The sequence below is a fragment of the Epilithonimonas zeae genome, from assembly GCF_023278365.1.
Lineage (GTDB): Bacteria > Bacteroidota > Bacteroidia > Flavobacteriales > Weeksellaceae > Epilithonimonas > Epilithonimonas zeae_A.
Genome location: NZ_CP075338.1, coordinates 207125 through 225591 on the forward strand (window position 1 = coordinate 207125; position 18467 = coordinate 225591).

The window sequence follows — 18467 nt, forward strand, 5'->3', positions numbered from 1 at the left end:
TAATGTAAAGTCTGATGTCGTTAGTTTTTAATGAACTTCGAATCTGCTTCTCTAACTTTACATTGCAAAGATATGTAAATAGAATGGTATTATGCAATACAAAGTAGTAAATATTTTTAAATATTTGATTTAAGTGATTGATTTTCAGTGTTAAAATTTTAACGATGAAATTTGATGTTTATAGATGATTCTTATGTTAAATTATAAAATGAGCTTTTAAACAAAGTTAATTCGGACGTTTAAACAAAATTGATGAAGATTATGTGGTCTAATTTTGCTTTAATAAAATATTTAAACAATGAACAATTATCAAGGAGCATTACAAAAGCCGATTAATTCTGGCTTTAATGCAAAATCAACAACGGAAGAAGTCATCAAAGGAATTAATCTCGAAGGAAAAATAGCTATCGTTACAGGAGGTAATTCCGGAATTGGTTTAGAAACAGTGAAAACAATGGCAATAGCCGGAGCAACCGTAATTGTTCCTGCAAGAGATATCGAAAAAGCGAAAAAAAATCTTGCTGGAATTCCTAATATTGAATTGGAAGAATTAGACTTAGCAAATCCTGATTCGATTGATAGATTTGCTGAAAAATTCTTAAAATCGGGAAGACCGCTTCATTTATTGATTAATAATGCAGGAATAATGTGGGTTCCACTCCGCAGAGACCATCGTGGTTTTGAATCCCAATTGGCTGTTAATTACCTGGCTCATTTTCAGCTGACGGCAAGATTGTGGCCGGCTTTGAAACAAGCAAACGGTGCAAGAGTAGTGAATGTCTCTTCAGGCGGACATCAATTCTCTGATTTCAATTTTGAAGACCCGAATTTTCTCCATCGTGACTACGAAACGCTGCTTGGTTATGGACAATCTAAAACTGCAGTCAATCTATTTTCAATGGAATTGGATAATCGGGCAAAAGAATACAATGTGAGAAGTTATGCATTATGTCCGGGCGCAGTCGGCGGAACAGAATTAGGGAGAGAAGCACCTTTGGATTTATTTCAAAAGTTAGGTTATGTGGATTCAGAAGGAAATTTGTTGCCGGAAGTTAAAGCTTCTCTTAAAACCATTCCTCAAGGCGCAGCAACAACCGTTTGGTGTGCGACAAGTCCTTCGCTTAATGATTTGGGAGGAGTTTATTGTGAAAATGTTGATGTTGCGGAGTTGAGTTCCGATGTGAAAATTATCGGTGGAATCAAAACATATTCTTTGGATGAAACCAATGCCAAAAGATTATGGAAATTGAGCGAAGAAATGACGGGAATTCCATTTGACATCAATTGATATTCGTAACTTTGTGTTAGAAGCATTATGGATTATCAAGTTAATTATATCAACCCTGAAATCAAACTTTCCAGTTACGAAGGGAAGTTGTTCAAAACCGAAGCAGCATTTGAAGACCATTTGTTGGTTTGGCTGATTTCCGGTGAAACGAAGATTATTCAGGCAGATGAGAGTTTTTTATTTGGAGCCGGAAGCACTTTTTTGATTCCGAGAAATCAATTGGCAGCCATCATTAATTATCCGAAAGACGGATTGCCTCACAAAGCTGTGGCGATGCATCTGTCATCAAAAAGACTCCGTGAATTCTACAGTAACAATCAATCAAAATCAAAAAGTCCAACAGATAAAATCATCAGTTTCGAGAAACATCCGCTGTTGGAAAGCTGCCTAGCTTCACTGATTCCGTATTTTGAGATGCAGAATAATTTCCCTGAAAATATTGCTTCTCTTAAAATTAATGAAGCAATCAATATTCTCAGAACCATTGATGATAATATAGATTCTGTGCTTAATAATTTTGATGAACCCGGAAAAATTGATTTGGTAACTTTTATGGAAAAGAATTTTATGTTCAATATGCCATTGGAGAAATTCGGATATTTGACCGGTCGCAGTTTAACGACTTTCAAAAGGGATTTCTATAAAGCTTTCAACTCCACACCGCAAAGATGGCTGACGAAAAAACGGTTGGAATTAGCCCATTATGAAATTGCTGAAAAGCACAAAAAACCTGTTGATGTCTATTTCGAAACCGGATTTGAAAATCTGTCCCATTTTTCTTTTGCTTTCAAAAAACAGTTTGGATATGCACCAAAAAATTTGGTTAAATCGTTATCGATTCTATGAAAAATCTAAATTAATCTAAAAATAATTGAATAAAAATTGGCAGGAGAGAAATGTTTTCATACTTTCGTTAAAGATTTTACAAGACAATGAATTTCATAATCACAACAACAACGATTTCTACAACAACTACAATTAGTAGTTGCAGAAAGGTGTGTTTGTGATATTGAGAAAAATAATAATTAACAAAAGCCTTTCTGATTACAGAAAGGCTTTTTTGTTTTTAAAATATAACTAATGAAAATTTTAAAATTTGGCGGAACTTCAGTCGGAAGTGTGGAGGCTTTACAAAATGTGAAGCTAATTGTAGAAAAAGAATTTAATAAAAAGGAACCTTTAATAGTAGTTTGTTCTGCATTATCAGGAATCACCAATGCACTTTTATCAGCATCAGAAGAAGCTTTGAAGCAAAATGATTTCTCAGAAATTCTGAAATCTGCTGAAGAAAAGCACTATCAGATTATCTCGGAATTATTACCAAGAACGGCTCAGAATCCATTATTGATGATGGTGAAAGTGAGTTTTAATGAGATTGAGGATGTTTTATTCAGTGTTAAAAATCTTGGTGAATTATCAGACAGAATCAAAGATAGACTGCTTTCTTACGGAGAACAGATGTCAAGCAAGATTGTTTCTGCTTTTCTTCAATCTGAAAGTTTTCCAGCGATTTTCCAAGATTCCAGAGAATTAATTAAAACTGATTCTCATTTCGGAAATGCCAACGTCGATTCTAAAAATACAAATGAAAACCTCAAAAACTGGAAACCAGAAAATCAAATCTATGTGGTAACGGGTTTTATCGCAAAAGATAAGAATGATGACACAACAACTTTGGGCAGAGGAGGTTCGGATTACACTGCTGCAATTCTTGGTTCAGGTTTAAAAGCTGATGAAATCCAGATTTGGACAGATGTTGACGGTTTTTTAACTGCTGACCCAAGATTGGTAAAGAATGCTTTTTCTCAGTCAGAACTCAGTTATCAGGAAGCAATGGAAATGTCATATTTCGGGGCAAAAGTGATTTATCCGCCTACGATGATTCCGGCAATTGAAAGCCAAATCCCGATTTATATAAAAAATACGTTTAAGCCGCAAAGTCAAGGAACTTTGATTCATCAAAAATCTGAAGTTTCAAAAGGTCTTATCAAAGGCATTGTTTCTATCGAAAAAACTTGTCTCATCAATATTACCGGAAACGGAATGATTGGGATGAAAGGTTTTAGTGGAAGATTGTTCAATGTTTTGGCGCGCTATGACGTGAATGTTATTCTCATTACACAGGCAAGTTCTGAACATAGCATTTCGTTTGTTGTTTCTTTGGATGATGAGAAAAAAGCGGAAAAAGCCATCCGGGAAGAGTTTGAATTTGAATTGAATTCCAATAAAATCGACGAGCCACAGTTCGATAATGAACTCAGTATTATTTCTGTCGTTGGCGAGAATATGAAAAAAACGAGAGGAATCAGTGGTAAGTTTTTCAGTGCTTTGGGTAAGAACGGAATCAATATTATTGCGATTGCACAAGGATCTTCGGAGCTTAATATTTCTGCCGTGATTGAAAGAAATGAATTGTCTAAAGCTTTGAATGTTGTTCACGATTCGCTGTTGCTTTCTCCTGTAAAAACTTTCAATGTGATGTTTGCAGGAACAGGAAATATCGGCAAAGAATTGTTCCGACAATTGGCAAGAGAACAGAAAAATCTTGAAGAAAATCATCAGATTAAAATCAATGTTGTAGGAATTACCAACAGTCGTGAAATGAAAATTTTCGATAATCCCGAATCCGATTTTATTTTAAATAATACCTTTAATGGTAATTTACAAAAATCAGATTTAAAAGAATTTATAAATATTATTTCAAATAAAAATTTACCCAATTTGGTTTTTGTCGATAACACTTCCAGCGAAGATGTTGTTGCAGAATATCCGTTATTATTTAACAATAATATTTCTATTGTGACTTGCAATAAAAAAGGAAATTCTTCTTCTTACGAGCAATACAGTAAGTTCAAAAGGTTAGCGAAAAAGAATAACGTCAGTTTCTTTTATGAGACTAATGTTGGAGCTGGACTTCCAATCATCAAGACCCTAAATGACCTTTGGATTTCCGGTGACGAAATCCTGAAAATCGAAGCCATTTTGTCAGGAACAATTTCTTACATTTTCAATAATTATGTGGGTGATAAAACTTTTGCTGAGGTTGTAAGAACTGCGCAGGAGTTAGGTTATACAGAGCCCGACCCGAGAGACGATTTGAACGGAATGGATTTCTCCAGAAAAATGTTGATTTTGGGAAGAGAAATTGGTTTACCTCTGGAAATGTCCGATGTTAATATCAAAGATTTTCTTCCAGAAGCTTGTCTCAAAGCTGAATCAATTCCTGCTTTTTATGAAGAGCTGGAAAAACACGAACCTTACTTTTCATCATTCAAAAATGAAGCTGAAAGTTCTAGCAGAAAACTGAGATTAATCGGTGTCCTCGAAGATGGAAAAATCAATATCGAAGTTCAGATTGTAGATGCTAATCATCCATTTTTCGGATTGTCGGGCAGCGATAATATCATTTCATTCACGACTTCAAGGTATAGAAATACACCGCTGGTCGTGAAAGGTCCGGGCGCCGGTGCAGAAGTTACGGCTGCCGGAGTTTTTGCGGATTTGGTAAGAGTTACAGCGCAATAAAATTGCAGTTATAGCTCGCTGATTATGCAAATTTGGCAGATTTAAGAATTTAACATCTGCCAAATCATTTAAATCTGCGAGAGAAAAAAATTAATTATTCATTTTTAATTATTCATTAGAATGAGAGATTCTATAAAAGTTTTTGCTCCGGCTACAGTTGCTAATGTAGTTTGTGGCTACGATATTCTCGGTTTTGCAATAGAAGAACCAGGCGACGAAATTATCTTGAAAAAGAACGATTCTAATCAAATCATCATTACAAAAATCGAAGGTGATAATGGAAAACTTCCCAAAGACCCAAACAAAAATGTTGTTTCACACGTCATCCGATTGTTTCTTGAAAAAATTAATTCCAACCAGGGAATTGATATTGAACTCTATAAAAAAATGCCGCTCAACAGCGGAATGGGTTCCAGTGCAGCAAGTAGTGTTGCAGCATTGGTCGCTATCAATGAATTGATGGGGAAACCTTATTCAAAACAAGAACTGTTACCTCTCGCAATGGAAGGTGAAAGAATTGCCTGTGGTAATGCACATGCCGACAATGTTGCGCCGGCGCTTTTGGGTGGTTTGGTTTTGGTGAGAAGTTATGAACCGTTGGATGCGCTCAAACTGCCTTATCCAAAAGATTTGTCAGTAGTTTCCGTTCATCCCCACGTAGATGTTCCAACTGGCGAGGCGAGAAAAATCATCAAGGAAAGAATCAGTTTGAAATCCGCCGTTCAGCAATGGGGAAATGTCGCCGGATTGGTTGCCGGATTTTGTACTGGCGATTTGGATTTGGTTAGTCGAAGTATGGAAGATGTTATTATAGAGCCGGTTCGCGCGATGCTGATTCCGTATTTTTATGAGATGAAACAGCTGGCTTTGGACAACGGTGCAATTGGTTTTGGGATTTCCGGTTCAGGCCCGTCGGTTTTTGCATTGTGTGAAAAGAAAGAAACGGCAGAAGAAATTTCATTCAAAATAAAAGAATTACTCAATCAAAAAAACATAGAAAGCGAAGCATTCGTAACGAAAATTAATGGCGAAGGAGCGAGAGTTATTTCCGAGTAAGATGTTAAATGTTAGAAGTCAGAAGTACTTCCAATAGGTAACATATATAATCTCATCTATTATCCGCTTTCTTACTTTTCACATCTCACTTTTAACTACTAAAAAAATGAAATACATATCAACAAGACAACAAGAACAAACCAATATAAAAACAGCTATTCTAAAAGGTTTAGCAGATGACGGCGGACTTTTTATGCCGGAATATATTCCACAATTGGATTCTGAGTTTTTTGAAAATCTACCAAACCTAAGTTTGCAAGAAATCGGATTTCGAGTAGCAAAAGAATTTCTTGGCGAATCCATTTCGGATAATAATCTCAAAGAAATCATCGATGAGGTTCTGAACTTCGAAATTCCTGCGGTTAAAATCTCAGACAATATTTATTCACTGGAATTATTTCACGGTCCGACGATGGCTTTCAAAGATGTCGGAGCGAGATTTATGGCAAGAATGATGTCTTATTTCTCGGAAGGAAAACCGATGAAAGTCATTGCTGCAACCTCTGGAGACACGGGAAGTGCGGTTGCGTCGGGCTTTTTTGGTGTTCCGGGAATCGAAGTTTATATTCTGTATCCGAAAGGAAAAGTGAGTCCGTTACAGGAAAAACAATTGACAACTTGGGGCGGAAATATCAAAGCTTTGGAAATCGATGGCACTTTTGACGATTGCCAGGCTTTGGCCAAACAAATTTTGTCCGATGAAGAATTGAATCTAAAATTCACTTTAACATCTGCGAATAGTATTAATATCGCAAGATTGATTCCTCAATCTTTTTATTATTTCTGGGCTTTTGCTCAATTGCAAAAATTTGGAAAACCGATTGTTTTCTCAGTTCCGAGTGGGAATTTTGGGAACTTGACAGCGGGACTTTTTGCCAAGAAAATGGGATTGCCTGTTTATCAATTCATCGCTTCAACTAATGAAAATGATGTCGTTCCGAAGTTCTTGGAAACCGGAAATTACCAAGCAAAACCTTCGAAACAAACAATAAGCAATGCGATGGATGTGGGAAATCCGAGTAATTTTGAGAGGATGAAAAGCTTATTCAATAATGATGTTTCAGAATTCAAAAGATACATTGAATCTTATTCTTTTTCTGATGAAGAAACGAAATTGGCGATGAGAAAAGTCAAAGATGAATTTGATTATACGCTCGATCCACACGGTGCGGTGGCTTATCTTGGAATCGAAAAATATTCTGAAAAATCGAACGAAGATTTTGTTGGTGTTTTATTGGAAACTGCTCATCCTGCAAAGTTTGTAGAAGTGGTGGAAGATGTTCTGAAAGAAAAAGTTATCATTCCTGAAAAGCTGGAAGCATTTAACAAAAAAGATAAGCAGTCAGTAGAATTTTCTGCAGATTTTGAATCGGTGAAAAACTATTTGATAGAGGAGAAGTAATCACTAAAGCTAAATAATAAATACATTTAGTTTGTCATTCCGTAGGAAACCTAACGAAGTGGTTCGACGAAGTCAATCTCAACAGTCTAGATTCCTACGGAATGACAAAATTGTGTTATTAAAGTCTATAGTTATTAGATTGAATTTATTTTAATAAAATATTTTAAGAATCAGTTATCTATCCGAAAAATAATCCTATCTTTGCACCCGAATTACATAATAATCATTAAACAATATTGGAATGTATTTAACAACAGAAAAAAAAGCAGAAATTTTCGCAAAGCACGGTAAATCTGCACAAGACACAGGAACTGCTGAAGGACAGGTTGCTCTATTCACTTTTAGAATCAACCACTTGACTCAGCACTTGAAAGCTAACCACAAAGATTTCAACACAGAAAGATCTCTTGTAAAGTTAGTAGGTAAAAGAAAAGCTCTTTTAGATTATTTGAAGAAAAAAGATATCAACAGATATAGAGCAATTATCGCTGAATTAGGAATCAGAAAATAATTCCAAGCTCAAGCAAAAAATTAAAGCAACTCAATTTGAGTTGCTTTTTTATTTTAAAATTTTGTAAATCATACCTTTGTTATTTTCATCAAAATCAAATTCTTTTTCAAACTTCAGTCCAATTTTTTCAAGAACTTTGATAGAAGCTATATTTTCTGTCATTGCTCTTCCAACTATTGTCTTTAATTTTAAAGTTTCAAATGCATAACCGATACAAGCTTTTGCACTTTCTGTTGCGAAACCTTTGTTCCAACATTCTTCGAAAAACCTAAATCCAATATCGGTTTCATCCAGATTTCCATCATATTTTAAACCACACCAGCCAAGGAATTCATTACTTGATTTCTCAATCACAGCCCATCTTCCAAAACCATTGAGTTTATAATCTTGATAGTTTATAAGAAACTCTTGGGCTTCATTAATATTTTTGAAAGCAGAATTTCCTGTGTATTTTATCACATTTGGATTTAGGTTTAGCTTGTAGAAATTTTCTGCATCATCAGTATTTAATTCTCGTAAAATAAGTCTTTCGGTTTGTAGAATTTCTTTCATTTGTTTTTTTTTGATTTAATGTTCAAATCTAATGAAAAAAGCAACTCGATTTGAGTTGCTTTTTTATGTTTTTATCAAATGTTTTTAGGCTTAAGCAACCTCAGACTTCCGAGAATTCTTAACAAAAAAATAAACTCCAATCAAACTCAACAAAATAAACAATCCAAAACTTATCATCGAGAATAGTTTCCCTTTTTCGATAACAGCCGGCTCAAATTTCATTTCGATTTTATGCTTACCGGCAGGAACATAAAGCGCTCTCAAAAGATAATTCGCTTTGATATAATCTACCTTGTTTCCATCCAAATAAACATTCCAGCCGTGCGGATAATAAATTTCTGAAAACACAGCTAACTGAGAAGTTTTAGAAGATGATTCAAATGACAATTCGTTTGGCTGATAAGTTTTTAAATCCAGATAAGCAGTTGAATCTTTAACCATATTTTTTCCGTTGAAATAAGCTTTGTCATCTTTCGAAATCACAGCAATAGTCTTGGTGTCAACATTTCCTGTCTCGTTAAGTTCTTCGTTTGGGTTGTTCACGAATTTGATATCAGAAACAAACCAAGCATTTCCGTTGGCTTCTGGGTTAGGTGTAATTTCTGGTTTTTGCTGGTCACCCACTAAGAAATATTTGGTATTCAGCATGTTCAGGATTCTAACTGTTTTCACCTGGTCGGTTGTTGAGAAATATTTGTTGATGAGGTCATCGTATCGTCTCAATTTCACGGCGTGATAACCACCAATTGAAGATTTAAAATAAGACGTATTAGTCTCACTGAAAGTTGATAGAATATTATTGAAAATTCTGTAATGGTCTTTATCTTTTTCAGCGATTGTTTGTAATGCTTTATTAACCTCAGTTTGTTGCAAAAGACTTTGAACAAACGAATCGTTGCCGGCTTTGCTCATCAGATATTCCGAATTTTCGGTCTGGAATGGCGAATCAGCAAATGTTTTGTCAACGAAGTTATCATCGTTCAAATAGCGTCTGTTAACGGTCCAAAGGTCAAATAAACTAACAAATCCGATAATTAATAAGACAATGTTGACTTTCAATTTTTTCTTTAATCCTAAAAACAAAGCGCCCGTTGTAATCAAAACATAAACAATTGCTTTGATAGCATCAGCCTGAAACATTGATGCTCTTTCACCAACCAAATAATCTAATAGAAATGGCGGAAGATAAGTTTTCTCATTAGCTGTATAAAAACCTAAAATTCCCTTTCCGAAAAGTGTCAGAATCAATGTGATTCCTAGAACTGTTCCCGAAACGTAAAGCAAGATTTTCTTTTTGTATTCTTCTGTCAGATCTTCGTCTGTAAATAATTTGTACAATCCGAGAATCGCAATCAGCGGGAATAAAAACTCGACAACGACTAAGATAGAAGACGGTGCACGGAATTTATTATACATCGGAATATAATCGATAAAGAAGTCCGTAAGAACTGAGAAATTGCTTCCCCAAGCTAATAAAATTGTCAAAATCGATGCGCTTAAAATCCAATATCTGTACTTTTTTCCGGCAAAGAAAAACCCTAAAATCGCCAGGAAACAAACAACCGCACCTTGATAAGCTGGTCCAGATGTGCTCGGTTGGTCGCCCCAATAAGTCAGGCTTCCAAAACCTTTCATCATCATTTCGTATTCCTGTTGAGATTTGATATTTTCCTGAGCTAATTCCTGCACTTTTTCCATCATTTTGTCAGAACCTGGTTCCTGACTTCCTCCGCCCATTAATCTCGGAATGAATAAGTTAAGAGTTTCTAGTTTTCCGTAGCTCCACATTGTGATGCTTTCTTTGTCCATTCCGGATTTTCCTGCTGTATGAGAACCTGTATTTAGGATTTGTTTTCCACGAACGGTTTCTTTTACATATTCGGCATTGGCCATAATTCTTTGGGAGTTCATTCCAACACCAATGATCACTGCTAATCCGACCAATCCGGACGAAATCAGGAAATGTTTCCATTCAATTTTTCCTTTGATGGCTCTTATCAATTCGGACAGGAATAAGAATCCTAATCCAAGGAACAAATAATAAGTCATTTGCGGGTGATTCGCGCAAATCTGCAAACCGGCAAAAAGCGCTGTAACAATGAATCCGAGAATGTATTTTTTTCTAAAGTAAACGAGTATAATTCCGGCTAAAAGTGGAGCGAAATAAGCAATCGTATGAACTTTTCCATTGTGGCCGGCCGCAATAATAATATAAAAATAAGTGGATAGGCCGAAGAATGTTGCGCCTAGTAAAGCATATCTCCAATTTCTAACAGCGACCATTCCCAAAAAGAAAAACCCGGCAAATAGTAAGAATAAATAATTCGCAGGTTTTGGAAGGAACAAAAATAAATCATCAATTTTTTTGATGACATCACCACGGAATTGTGCTCCAGTTTGATAAGTCGGCATTCCACCAAACATTGCATCGCTCCAATAGGTTTCTTTATCATTATTCGCACGGTATTGCAAAAGTTCTTCTGCGCCACCTTTGTAAAATACGATGTCGTGCTGCATCAATCGCTTTCCTGAAATCACAGGATTGGCGTAAACTACCGCCAGCAAAATAAACAGGACAAGACTTGCAAGAACGAATATTAGATTTTTGTTGTTTTTGAACATACAATGATTGCTTTAAATTTTCGAAATCCAAATTTAATATTAAAAAACCTTTCGGACTCAAAAATCTGAAAGGTTTTGTGTTTATTTTAATTAAGATTTAAACTAAGTTTTTTTCTCCTCCTTTATTTCCTCATAATCCACCGTTTCCGCATCCCATTTTACCTTTTGGTTAGGCATTTTTTTAGAGTTGCTTTGTTGTTGGTTTTGCTGTTGATTTTTAGGATTCAATGCGGGGAAATTTTTATAAAACGCATTAAAAAACAATCTTTTCAAAATATTCCAAACGAAGAATATAATGATAACTGCTAGTATGAATTCAAAAATGTGTTTCAACATTTTAATAATTATTTTAAATTAATTAGCTTCTTTATAAGAAGGATTAATGATGATAGACGTTGTAGAGTTTTTCGTCATACTTTGCGTCTGTTTTCCGTCTGACAACGTTTCTTTCTGGTTGGTTTTTACAGAAAGATTCTGGTTCAGAAGCCAGCCTGTATTTTCATCGATGATGATTTTTCCACTTTCAGAACCGCCCATACTCATCGTGTGCGTCATTCCGTCTTTGGATTGCTTATCAGATTTGGACGGAATCACACCTGTTACGCTGATTTCTGCTTTTCCATCTTCAACTTTTACCAAAGTGAAAGTTAAAGTTTGCTTCAGTTTTCCGCTTGGGTCGATATCTTCGGATGTTGACCACTTTTCTCCAATTTTAGCACCTTTTGAAGGTATCAATTTAAGGTTTTTACCTAATTGCTCCTTCATCATTTCCTCATTGAAACCAACTTTGAAGTTCTCAATAATGGCGTCTTGTTGCTTTTTGTCTTTGATAGTTCCTGCGATGGCTTTTCTCAAATTATTATGAATAGCTTCAAAGCCAGTTACGGATTTGATGTTTCCAAAAGCATCCATTTTTACATTCAGTTTGTTGCCTGCTAAACCTTTGCTGATCATATATTCCATTTTCAAACCTTCCTCTTTTGGAGCTGCTTGTTTGGTGTCAATAACCATTGTTTTTCCGTTGGCTGAACTCGACATTCTTTTCCCAACCATATTAAGAGTCAGGTCATAGATGTTGTCTTTGAAATCATTCACTGTAATGGACATTTCGTCTGTAGATTCGCTTGTTCCGGATACTGTTTTTCCATCAGGCGAAGTAAGTTGCTGAATTTCTCTCTGGTAAGAAACTAAAGGATAAGTAGTCCCTTTTTCCAAAATGAATTTCTGTTTGTAAATCCCACTGCTATCAGCAATTGCTTTTGGTTTCGCAGCTTCTTCGGGAGAAACTTCTACGGTTACAGTTTCGGTTTTTCCTGTTTTTGGGTCAACTCTTGTAACGGTTTTGGTTTCTTTTTTACAAGCTACTAATGTTATAGCGATTAGCGCAAGCGCTGTTATTTTTTTCATAATTGATGTTTGATAAAAGATTTTTTTGAACACTGAATTGCAGCAACCCGACTTGAGCGGAAATCCTTTTTGTTTTTTTGTAAAAAAAACAAAAAGATTGGGAGCGGAAGGCGGATAAGTTGCCCAAATAAATCTTTTAGTTATTAATAATTTTCTGTCTTACGGCTTCATAAAGAATCGCGCCACAGGCTACAGAGACGTTCAGAGACTGGGTTTTACCTTCTATCGGAAGTTTTATTTTCTCGTCCGAATGATGAAGTACTTCTTTCGAAATCCCAGTTTCTTCATTTCCCATCACAATTGCACACGGTTCTGTGAAGTCTGCATCGTATATCAATTTCTGCGCCTTTTCTGTTGCAGAAAACACTTTGATGCCACTTTGCTGTAAAAAATCCACCGAATGAGCGAGGTTTTTTTCTTTACAAATCTTGATGTTATAAATGGCTCCAGCTGAAGTTTTAATCGCATCTGAGTTAATTGGCGCGCCACCTTTTTCTGGAATCAGAATTGCATCGATTCCAACACATTCTGCAGTTCTACAAATGGCTCCAAAGTTTCTGACATCGGTCAATCTGTCAAGAATCAGGATGAAAGGTGTTTTTCCTTCTTCGAAAAGCTGAGGTAAAACATCCTCGATTTTATAAAAAGGAACGTCAGAAATGAAAGCAACCACACCTTGATGGTTTTTTCTTGTAAAACGGTTGAGTTTTTCTACAGGAACGTAGTTTGGACGCAGGTTGTGTTTAGCAAGAAGTTGTTTCAGTTCTATATAGATTTCGCCTTGCAAAGCATTTTGGACAAAGATTTTATCCACTGTTTTTCCAGCTTCCAAAGCTTCCATTACAGGTCTGAGTCCGAAGATGAAATCATCTTTTTTCTGTTCGTTCATTTATAAAAATTTGTTTTGCAAAAGTAAGGTTTTTGGGATTAGTTTTATCTTAAGAAAATTGTAAACTTCAGATTTAAACCACAAAAGTCACAAAAGTTTAATGAATTACTTGTGTGACTTTTGATTTTGTAGAATGTTTGATTTATGTTTTGATGATTTAATCCAGAACAAAAACCAGAAACTCATCATTCTCAGTTTTGAATTTCAAATCACCGGTTTTCCTCAAATCTTCAAAAAGAGGTGTGGGAAAAGTATCATCAAACTGTTTGGTTTTGTAGAATTTTCCTTTTAATGTCAATGGGATTTTCTTAATCAGTTTATCCGTAGTAACTGGAATTTTAAATTTCCTTTTTTCTGGGTCTTTGGAATCAACATAAAAACAATGTTCAAACAAATCTGCTTTGTCTACATGTTTTTGATAATCAGAAACTTTGACAAAGTTAGGAAGAGAAGTGTCTTCCCAAGTAAGATATAGAACTTCGATTTCCTGAGTTTTACTGATTGATTGATAATATTTGAATCGCTCATTTTCGGATTTTGAAAAAGATAAAATCATTAGAATTAAAATCGGAAAAAAATATCGCAGATTCATTGAAATCATTTATCAATTATCATTCATCATTTATAAACTCAGTCCTTCCCCAATCAAAGCTCGTTTCTGCGCCAAAATATAACCATAGTGGATACTTTCGTGCATATTATTAAAAATAATGGCATCCTCAATATTTTTCAAATCAATTCCGAAACTTGTGGAATAAGGCGTATAATCGGGAAAAAAATCATTGTCAAAATCCTTCATCAAAATTTTTGAAGTTTCAATTAAAAGATAGGCCAAATCCTCCATTTCAGAAGATTTTACATCCACGTTAGCAAAAGTTCCCTTTTTGTAAGTTTCCACCCAATATTTGTCGATTCGGAATTGGTTTCCGCTCAGATAATAACAAAGTAATTGCTGTTGAGCAACACAATGAGCAATGTTCCAGTAAATATTATTGTTGAATCCGTCGGGAATAGTAAGTAAATCTTTTTCGGACGTATTTTGTAAAATGTCTAATAAGTTTTTTCTGACCTGTCTATGATTGGCAAAATGATAATTCATTTTTAATTCTTGTTATTAATTGATAAATGTAAGAAAAATGTGTGTAACACTATTTTATTAACGTGTTTTTATGGATTTTTTATATCAATCTGTGTTTTAACAAATATTTAACGCAAGATTAGCAATTATTGTGTTTGCTGTTGCGGGTTTTTATATGAAATTTACCAATTATATTTTTAAGATTTACTATGTCAGAATTGAATCAAGCAGAAGATATCAGACAACTTACCGAAAAAGTAAAAGAACAGAATTACTTTTTTTCTATTTTAAAACAAGAAATCAACCGCGCTATTATTGGTCAGGAATATATGATTGACCGTCTTTTGATAGGACTTTTGGGCAATGGTCACGTTCTTTTGGAAGGTGTTCCCGGATTGGCTAAAACTTTAGCAATCAAAACTTTGTCCGAGGCTGTTGATGGTGAGTTCTCCAGGATTCAGTTTACACCGGATTTGTTGCCTGCAGATGTTGTAGGAACGATGATTTACAATGTCAAAGACAACGATTTTTCTATAAAAAAAGGACCTGTTTTTGCTAATTTCGTTTTAGCGGATGAGATTAACCGTGCACCTGCCAAAGTTCAGTCTGCTTTGCTTGAGGTTATGCAGGAAAAGCAAGTAACCATCGGTGATGAGACAATGCCTTTGCCAAAACCATTCTTAGTTTTAGCAACTCAAAATCCAATTGACCAAGAAGGAACTTATCTTTTGCCGGAAGCGCAAACCGACCGTTTTATGCTGAAGTGTAAAATAGATTATCCTGAGTTTGAAGACGAGAGAAAAGTGATGCGAATGATTTCGACTCAAGATATTCCGCAAATCAGAAAAGTAGTGGATCTGAATCAAATTGTTGAAGCCAAGAAACTCATCAATCAAATTTATCTGGACGAGAAAATCGAAAAATATATTCTGGATATGGTTTTCGCAACCCGTTTTCCAGAAAAATACGGATTGTCCGAAATCAAAAATTATATCAGTTTTGGAGCGTCGCCAAGAGCAAGTATCAACTTGGCAATTGCGTCCAGAGCTTATGCTTTCATCAAAGGAAGAGCGTTTGTGATTCCTGAAGATGTGAAAGAAATTGCAAAAGATGTTTTGAGACACAGAATCGGATTGAGCTTTGAAGCTGAAGCTGAGGAAGTTTCTCAAGATGATATAGTCAATAAAATTTTAGGAAAAATACAAGCTCCTTAGAATATGACTTGGGAGAATATCAAACAAAATGTATATTATTCCGATGGTTCACTTCGAGATATTTATGTTTTGGATTCAACCAAAGCTGATTGGGAAAAATGGATAAATTATATTAATGAAAATTATGAAGTTAAATTTATCTATTATAATAAGGCAGGAAAAGAAATTAGTAATAACAAAATAGATTTTCAGAAAGTTGTCGAATATTGGGAAAATACTCTTGATTCTGTTTTAAATGCTGAATTTTTGATTAACAAAGTAGTTTTCAAATGTTATTTTTTCTCAGATACAGAAATTGAAAATGATATTTGGCCAAACGATGTTAGTGATTTAGAACAACATAATTCTATTGTTGAATATATGATGACCATTTCAAAACTGTTAGGCAAAGAAATATTTATGACTCCTGAAAATTATAATGAATCATCAGAATATAAACTCGTTGTAGTAAATAATGAAGATGTTTTAATTAATTAAATCTGGTTAATCTGTTGATAGTGGTCACTCGTCGAATTCTTTTATAGATGAGATGTCTGAAAACTATCAACCGATGACCGCCAAAAAAATATTTGTTCAAAGTTTAAAGTTTAGAATTCAAAGTTTATGTCAACGGTTAAAAGGTTTGAAGATTTAGAAATTTGGCAATTATCCAGACAACTTTGCAAAGAGATTTATCAAATTATAGAAGAAACAAATCTTAAAAATAATTATAGACTTTGTAATCAAATTGATGGTTCTTCGGGTTCAATAATGGATAATATTGCTGAAGGTTTTGAAAGAAATGGTAATAAAGAGTTTATTCAATTTCTTTCAATTTCAAAAGCTTCTTGCGGAGAAACCAGGTCACAATTGTACAGAGTTTTTGATAGAAATTTTATTTCAAAAGACAAATTCGAAATATTGATTGAACAAACTGAAATTTTAAGCAAAAGAATTGGCGCTTTTATTAATTATCTAAGCAGTAGTGAAATGAAGGGCTCAAAGTATAAATAAATTTAAACGTAGAATTAAAAAACCTTAAACATAAAACTCAAAACTTTGAATATACAGGACATTGTCAAAAAAGTAAAGCAGATAGAAATCCGGACTCGAAAGAAAACGGAAGCATCACTTATGGGGCTATATCACAGCGCTTTCAAAGGTCAGGGGATGACTTTTTCGGAAGTTCGCCAATATCAATTCGGAGACGATACAAGACGAATCGATTGGAACAAAACAGCACGTTTTCGCGAACCATTCGTAAAAGTAATGGAGGAGGAACGGGAGCTGACAATGATGTTGGTTGTCGATATTTCCGCATCGATGGACTATGGAACCAAAACCCAGCTGAAAAGAGAATATGTTGCCGAAGTTTGCGCCTCTTTAGGATTTTCGGCTGCTGGAAATAACGATAAAGTTGGATTAATTTTATACGCTGACAAAGTTCTGAAAGTAGTTCCGCCTCAGAAAGGCAGAAAACACGTTTTGTCGATTATCAGCAATATTTTGTCTGCAGATTATGTTCCTTCAAAATCTAATTTGGATGTTGCTTTCAATTATATGATGAGCGTTTTCAAAAGAAAATCTCTGGTTTTCCTTTTCTCTGATTTCGAGGATGAGTTTGACCAAAAAATTCTGAATGTCACTGCAAGAAAGCATCAGGTTTTGGGACTTAGGGTTTTTGATGAAAAAGATATGGAGATTCCTGATATTGGTTATGCGCTTTTCCGTGATGCTGAAACAGGAAAACAAATCTGGGCTAATACGTCCAGCGCAAGATGGCGTTACGATTTTGCAGAACAACAAAAACAAAAAATGCGACAAGTGAAAGATGAATTCGAGAATTCTTCGGCTCATTTTTTAGATATTAAAACTTCTGATGATTATAGCAAATCTTTGTATCAATATTTTAGAAAGTAATTAAACAATTAAGACCTTCAACCGATAATTATATAAATGCCTTACAGAATTTTCAAATTATTTTTCTCACTTTTCATTATCATTTCTTCTTTTGGATTTGGTCAGACTTTAACTTCCAGTCTTGATAAAACTACTTTGGCCTTGGGCGAAGTAGCGGTTTTTAAAATTCAGATTTTGGATTTGGATGGAAAGAATGTTCAGATTGCGGCACGAAATGAGTTATTGCCCTTTCATTTCGAAATGGTGAATGACAGTATTGCTGTTCAGAAAGATATTTATCTGCGTTCGGTAAAATTCGCGGTTTTCCAGGAAGGAAAATTTACAATTCCAGAAATCGAAATCAAAGTTGGTGATGAAATTCTAAAAACCATTCCATACGAAGTTGAAGTCATTAATACAGCCAAAAAAGGCGACCAGATTAATGACATTATGAAGAACAAAGAAGTGGAACTAAATGTCCAGGATTACTGGGAAATGTATAAATTCTATGTTCTTTTAGCTCTCCTCATTGTTGCAATCATTATTTTAATCATCGGTATCGTAAAATGGGGAAGAAAACGCAAAGATAGTCCGGCGGTTACAACCAATCAGACTTTGAAAGATTTGGAGAAACTGAGAAAGAAAAACTATATCGAAAACGAAAACTTCCGTGCTTTCTATGTGGAGTTAATTGAGATTACCAGAGGATTTATCACTAAACAATATCAGATTCCTGCAGATGTTTTGCTGACAGATGATTTGGTGGATTATATGAAAAATACCAATGCAATTTCACAGGAAAATGAAAAAATCGTAGAAGATATTTTCTTACGAAGTGATTTGGTTAAGTTTGCGAAAACCATTCCTACAAAAGAGATAATGTCAAAAGACTTCACAGAAATCAGAGATTTTGTAAAACGTTCTACCAAAGATGTAGAGGCTGAAAATCTGCGAAATAATTCTGTCACAGAAATCTCAGATGAAGACCAATCCAAATTACGAAAGCTCAAATAAATCATTTATCAACCATCATTTATAATCAATC

At 34.7% G+C, this 18467-nt stretch carries 18 protein-coding genes; 11 read left to right on the forward strand and 7 right to left on the reverse strand.

What is annotated here, in order from left to right; all coding sequences use genetic code 11:
• Window positions 1–298: 298 nt before the first annotated feature.
• The 6 genes from KI430_RS00830 (at window position 299) to rpsO (ending at window position 7782) form a co-directional block, all read left to right on the forward strand.
• On the forward strand, window positions 299–1288 hold the full coding sequence (locus KI430_RS00830; protein WP_248876408.1) for an SDR family NAD(P)-dependent oxidoreductase: 990 nt from the start codon (window positions 299–301) through the stop codon (window positions 1286–1288).
• Window positions 1289–1315: 27 nt separating this feature from the next.
• Window positions 1316–2134, forward strand: coding sequence for a helix-turn-helix domain-containing protein (locus KI430_RS00835; protein ID WP_248876409.1), 819 nt, complete (start codon window positions 1316–1318; stop codon window positions 2132–2134).
• Between the two features lie 234 nt (window positions 2135–2368).
• Complete coding sequence (gene thrA, locus KI430_RS00840) at window positions 2369–4813, forward strand: bifunctional aspartate kinase/homoserine dehydrogenase I (RefSeq protein WP_248876410.1); 2445 nt, start codon at window positions 2369–2371, stop codon at window positions 4811–4813.
• Window positions 4814–4933: 120 nt separating this feature from the next.
• The gene (locus KI430_RS00845; RefSeq protein ID WP_248876411.1) at window positions 4934–5869 is read left to right on the forward strand and encodes a homoserine kinase; all 936 of its coding nucleotides are present in this window, start codon (window positions 4934–4936) and stop codon (window positions 5867–5869) included.
• Window positions 5870–5975: 106 nt separating this feature from the next.
• Window positions 5976–7271 carry a threonine synthase gene (gene thrC / locus KI430_RS00850; RefSeq protein ID WP_248876412.1) on the forward strand — a complete coding sequence of 432 codons (1296 nt, stop codon included), beginning with the start codon at window positions 5976–5978 and terminating at the stop codon, window positions 7269–7271.
• Between the two features lie 241 nt (window positions 7272–7512).
• Window positions 7513–7782, forward strand: a complete 270-nt coding sequence (rpsO, locus tag KI430_RS00855) for a 30S ribosomal protein S15 (protein WP_072999133.1) — start codon at window positions 7513–7515, stop codon at window positions 7780–7782.
• Between the two features lie 48 nt (window positions 7783–7830).
• Here rpsO and KI430_RS00860 read toward each other — a convergent pair whose 3' ends face one another.
• The 7 genes from KI430_RS00860 to KI430_RS00890 form a co-directional block, all read right to left on the reverse strand.
• Window positions 7831–8334 carry a GNAT family N-acetyltransferase gene (locus KI430_RS00860; RefSeq protein ID WP_248876413.1) on the reverse strand — a complete coding sequence of 168 codons (504 nt, stop codon included), beginning with the start codon at window positions 8332–8334 and terminating at the stop codon, window positions 7831–7833.
• A 90-nt stretch (window positions 8335–8424) separates the two neighbouring features.
• Entirely contained in the window at window positions 8425–10956 is a 2532-nt protein-coding gene (locus KI430_RS00865) for a YfhO family protein (protein ID WP_248876414.1), read from the reverse strand.
• Between the two features lie 102 nt (window positions 10957–11058).
• Complete coding sequence (locus KI430_RS00870; RefSeq protein WP_074235232.1) at window positions 11059–11292, reverse strand: hypothetical protein; 234 nt, start codon at window positions 11290–11292, stop codon at window positions 11059–11061.
• Between the two features lie 18 nt (window positions 11293–11310).
• Window positions 11311–12363: a DUF6263 family protein gene (locus KI430_RS00875; protein ID WP_248876415.1), complete on the reverse strand. Its 1053-nt coding sequence runs from the start codon at window positions 12361–12363 to the stop codon at window positions 11311–11313.
• Window positions 12364–12499: 136 nt separating this feature from the next.
• A complete protein-coding gene (gene rlmB, locus KI430_RS00880; protein ID WP_074235231.1) occupies window positions 12500–13252 on the reverse strand; it encodes a 23S rRNA (guanosine(2251)-2'-O)-methyltransferase RlmB in 753 nt (250 codons plus the stop codon).
• A gap of 157 nt (window positions 13253–13409) precedes the next feature.
• Window positions 13410–13808, reverse strand: a complete 399-nt coding sequence (locus tag KI430_RS00885; protein WP_248876416.1) for a hypothetical protein — start codon at window positions 13806–13808, stop codon at window positions 13410–13412.
• 66 nt (window positions 13809–13874) lie between these two features.
• Window positions 13875–14351, reverse strand: a complete 477-nt coding sequence (locus KI430_RS00890; RefSeq protein WP_248876417.1) for a DinB family protein — start codon at window positions 14349–14351, stop codon at window positions 13875–13877.
• 188 nt (window positions 14352–14539) lie between these two features.
• Between KI430_RS00890 and KI430_RS00895 the strand changes: the two genes are divergently transcribed.
• The 5 genes from KI430_RS00895 to KI430_RS00915 all read left to right on the forward strand — a co-directional run bounded on the left by KI430_RS00895 (window position 14540) and on the right by KI430_RS00915 (window position 18436).
• Window positions 14540–15544 carry an AAA family ATPase gene (locus KI430_RS00895; protein ID WP_248876418.1) on the forward strand — a complete coding sequence of 335 codons (1005 nt, stop codon included), beginning with the start codon at window positions 14540–14542 and terminating at the stop codon, window positions 15542–15544.
• Between the two features lie 3 nt (window positions 15545–15547).
• Window positions 15548–16021, forward strand: coding sequence for a hypothetical protein (locus KI430_RS00900; RefSeq protein WP_248876419.1), 474 nt, complete (start codon window positions 15548–15550; stop codon window positions 16019–16021).
• A 126-nt stretch (window positions 16022–16147) separates the two neighbouring features.
• The gene (locus KI430_RS00905; protein WP_248876420.1) at window positions 16148–16537 is read left to right on the forward strand and encodes a four helix bundle protein; all 390 of its coding nucleotides are present in this window, start codon (window positions 16148–16150) and stop codon (window positions 16535–16537) included.
• A gap of 45 nt (window positions 16538–16582) precedes the next feature.
• The gene (locus KI430_RS00910; RefSeq protein ID WP_248876421.1) at window positions 16583–17443 is read left to right on the forward strand and encodes a DUF58 domain-containing protein; all 861 of its coding nucleotides are present in this window, start codon (window positions 16583–16585) and stop codon (window positions 17441–17443) included.
• A gap of 36 nt (window positions 17444–17479) precedes the next feature.
• Complete coding sequence (locus KI430_RS00915) at window positions 17480–18436, forward strand: BatD family protein (RefSeq protein ID WP_248876422.1); 957 nt, start codon at window positions 17480–17482, stop codon at window positions 18434–18436.
• Window positions 18437–18467 lie beyond the last annotated feature (31 nt).

Bases quoted from the DNA above. Each gene is read 5' to 3' on its own strand.
- KI430_RS00890 (WP_248876417.1), bottom strand. From the start codon at position 14,351: ATGAATTATCATTTTGCCAATCATAGACAGGTCAGAAAAAACTTATTA.
- KI430_RS00875 (WP_248876415.1), bottom strand. From the start codon at position 12,363: ATGAAAAAAATAACAGCGCTTGCGCTAATCGCTATAACATTAGTAGCT.
- KI430_RS00885 (WP_248876416.1), bottom strand. From the start codon at position 13,808: ATGATTTTATCTTTTTCAAAATCCGAAAATGAGCGATTCAAATATTAT.
- KI430_RS00860 (WP_248876413.1), bottom strand. From the start codon at position 8,334: ATGAAAGAAATTCTACAAACCGAAAGACTTATTTTACGAGAATTAAAT.
- KI430_RS00830 (WP_248876408.1), top strand. From the start codon at position 299: ATGAACAATTATCAAGGAGCATTACAAAAGCCGATTAATTCTGGCTTT.
- KI430_RS00895 (WP_248876418.1), top strand. From the start codon at position 14,540: ATGTCAGAATTGAATCAAGCAGAAGATATCAGACAACTTACCGAAAAA.
- KI430_RS00845 (WP_248876411.1), top strand. From the start codon at position 4,934: ATGAGAGATTCTATAAAAGTTTTTGCTCCGGCTACAGTTGCTAATGTA.
- KI430_RS00870 (WP_074235232.1), bottom strand. From the start codon at position 11,292: ATGTTGAAACACATTTTTGAATTCATACTAGCAGTTATCATTATATTC.
- KI430_RS00835 (WP_248876409.1), top strand. From the start codon at position 1,316: ATGGATTATCAAGTTAATTATATCAACCCTGAAATCAAACTTTCCAGT.
- thrC (WP_248876412.1), top strand. From the start codon at position 5,976: ATGAAATACATATCAACAAGACAACAAGAACAAACCAATATAAAAACA.
- KI430_RS00865 (WP_248876414.1), bottom strand. From the start codon at position 10,956: ATGTTCAAAAACAACAAAAATCTAATATTCGTTCTTGCAAGTCTTGTC.
- KI430_RS00915 (WP_248876422.1), top strand. From the start codon at position 17,480: ATGCCTTACAGAATTTTCAAATTATTTTTCTCACTTTTCATTATCATT.
- rpsO (WP_072999133.1), top strand. From the start codon at position 7,513: ATGTATTTAACAACAGAAAAAAAAGCAGAAATTTTCGCAAAGCACGGT.
- thrA (WP_248876410.1), top strand. From the start codon at position 2,369: ATGAAAATTTTAAAATTTGGCGGAACTTCAGTCGGAAGTGTGGAGGCT.
- KI430_RS00905 (WP_248876420.1), top strand. From the start codon at position 16,148: ATGTCAACGGTTAAAAGGTTTGAAGATTTAGAAATTTGGCAATTATCC.
- KI430_RS00900 (WP_248876419.1), top strand. From the start codon at position 15,548: ATGACTTGGGAGAATATCAAACAAAATGTATATTATTCCGATGGTTCA.
- rlmB (WP_074235231.1), bottom strand. From the start codon at position 13,252: ATGAACGAACAGAAAAAAGATGATTTCATCTTCGGACTCAGACCTGTA.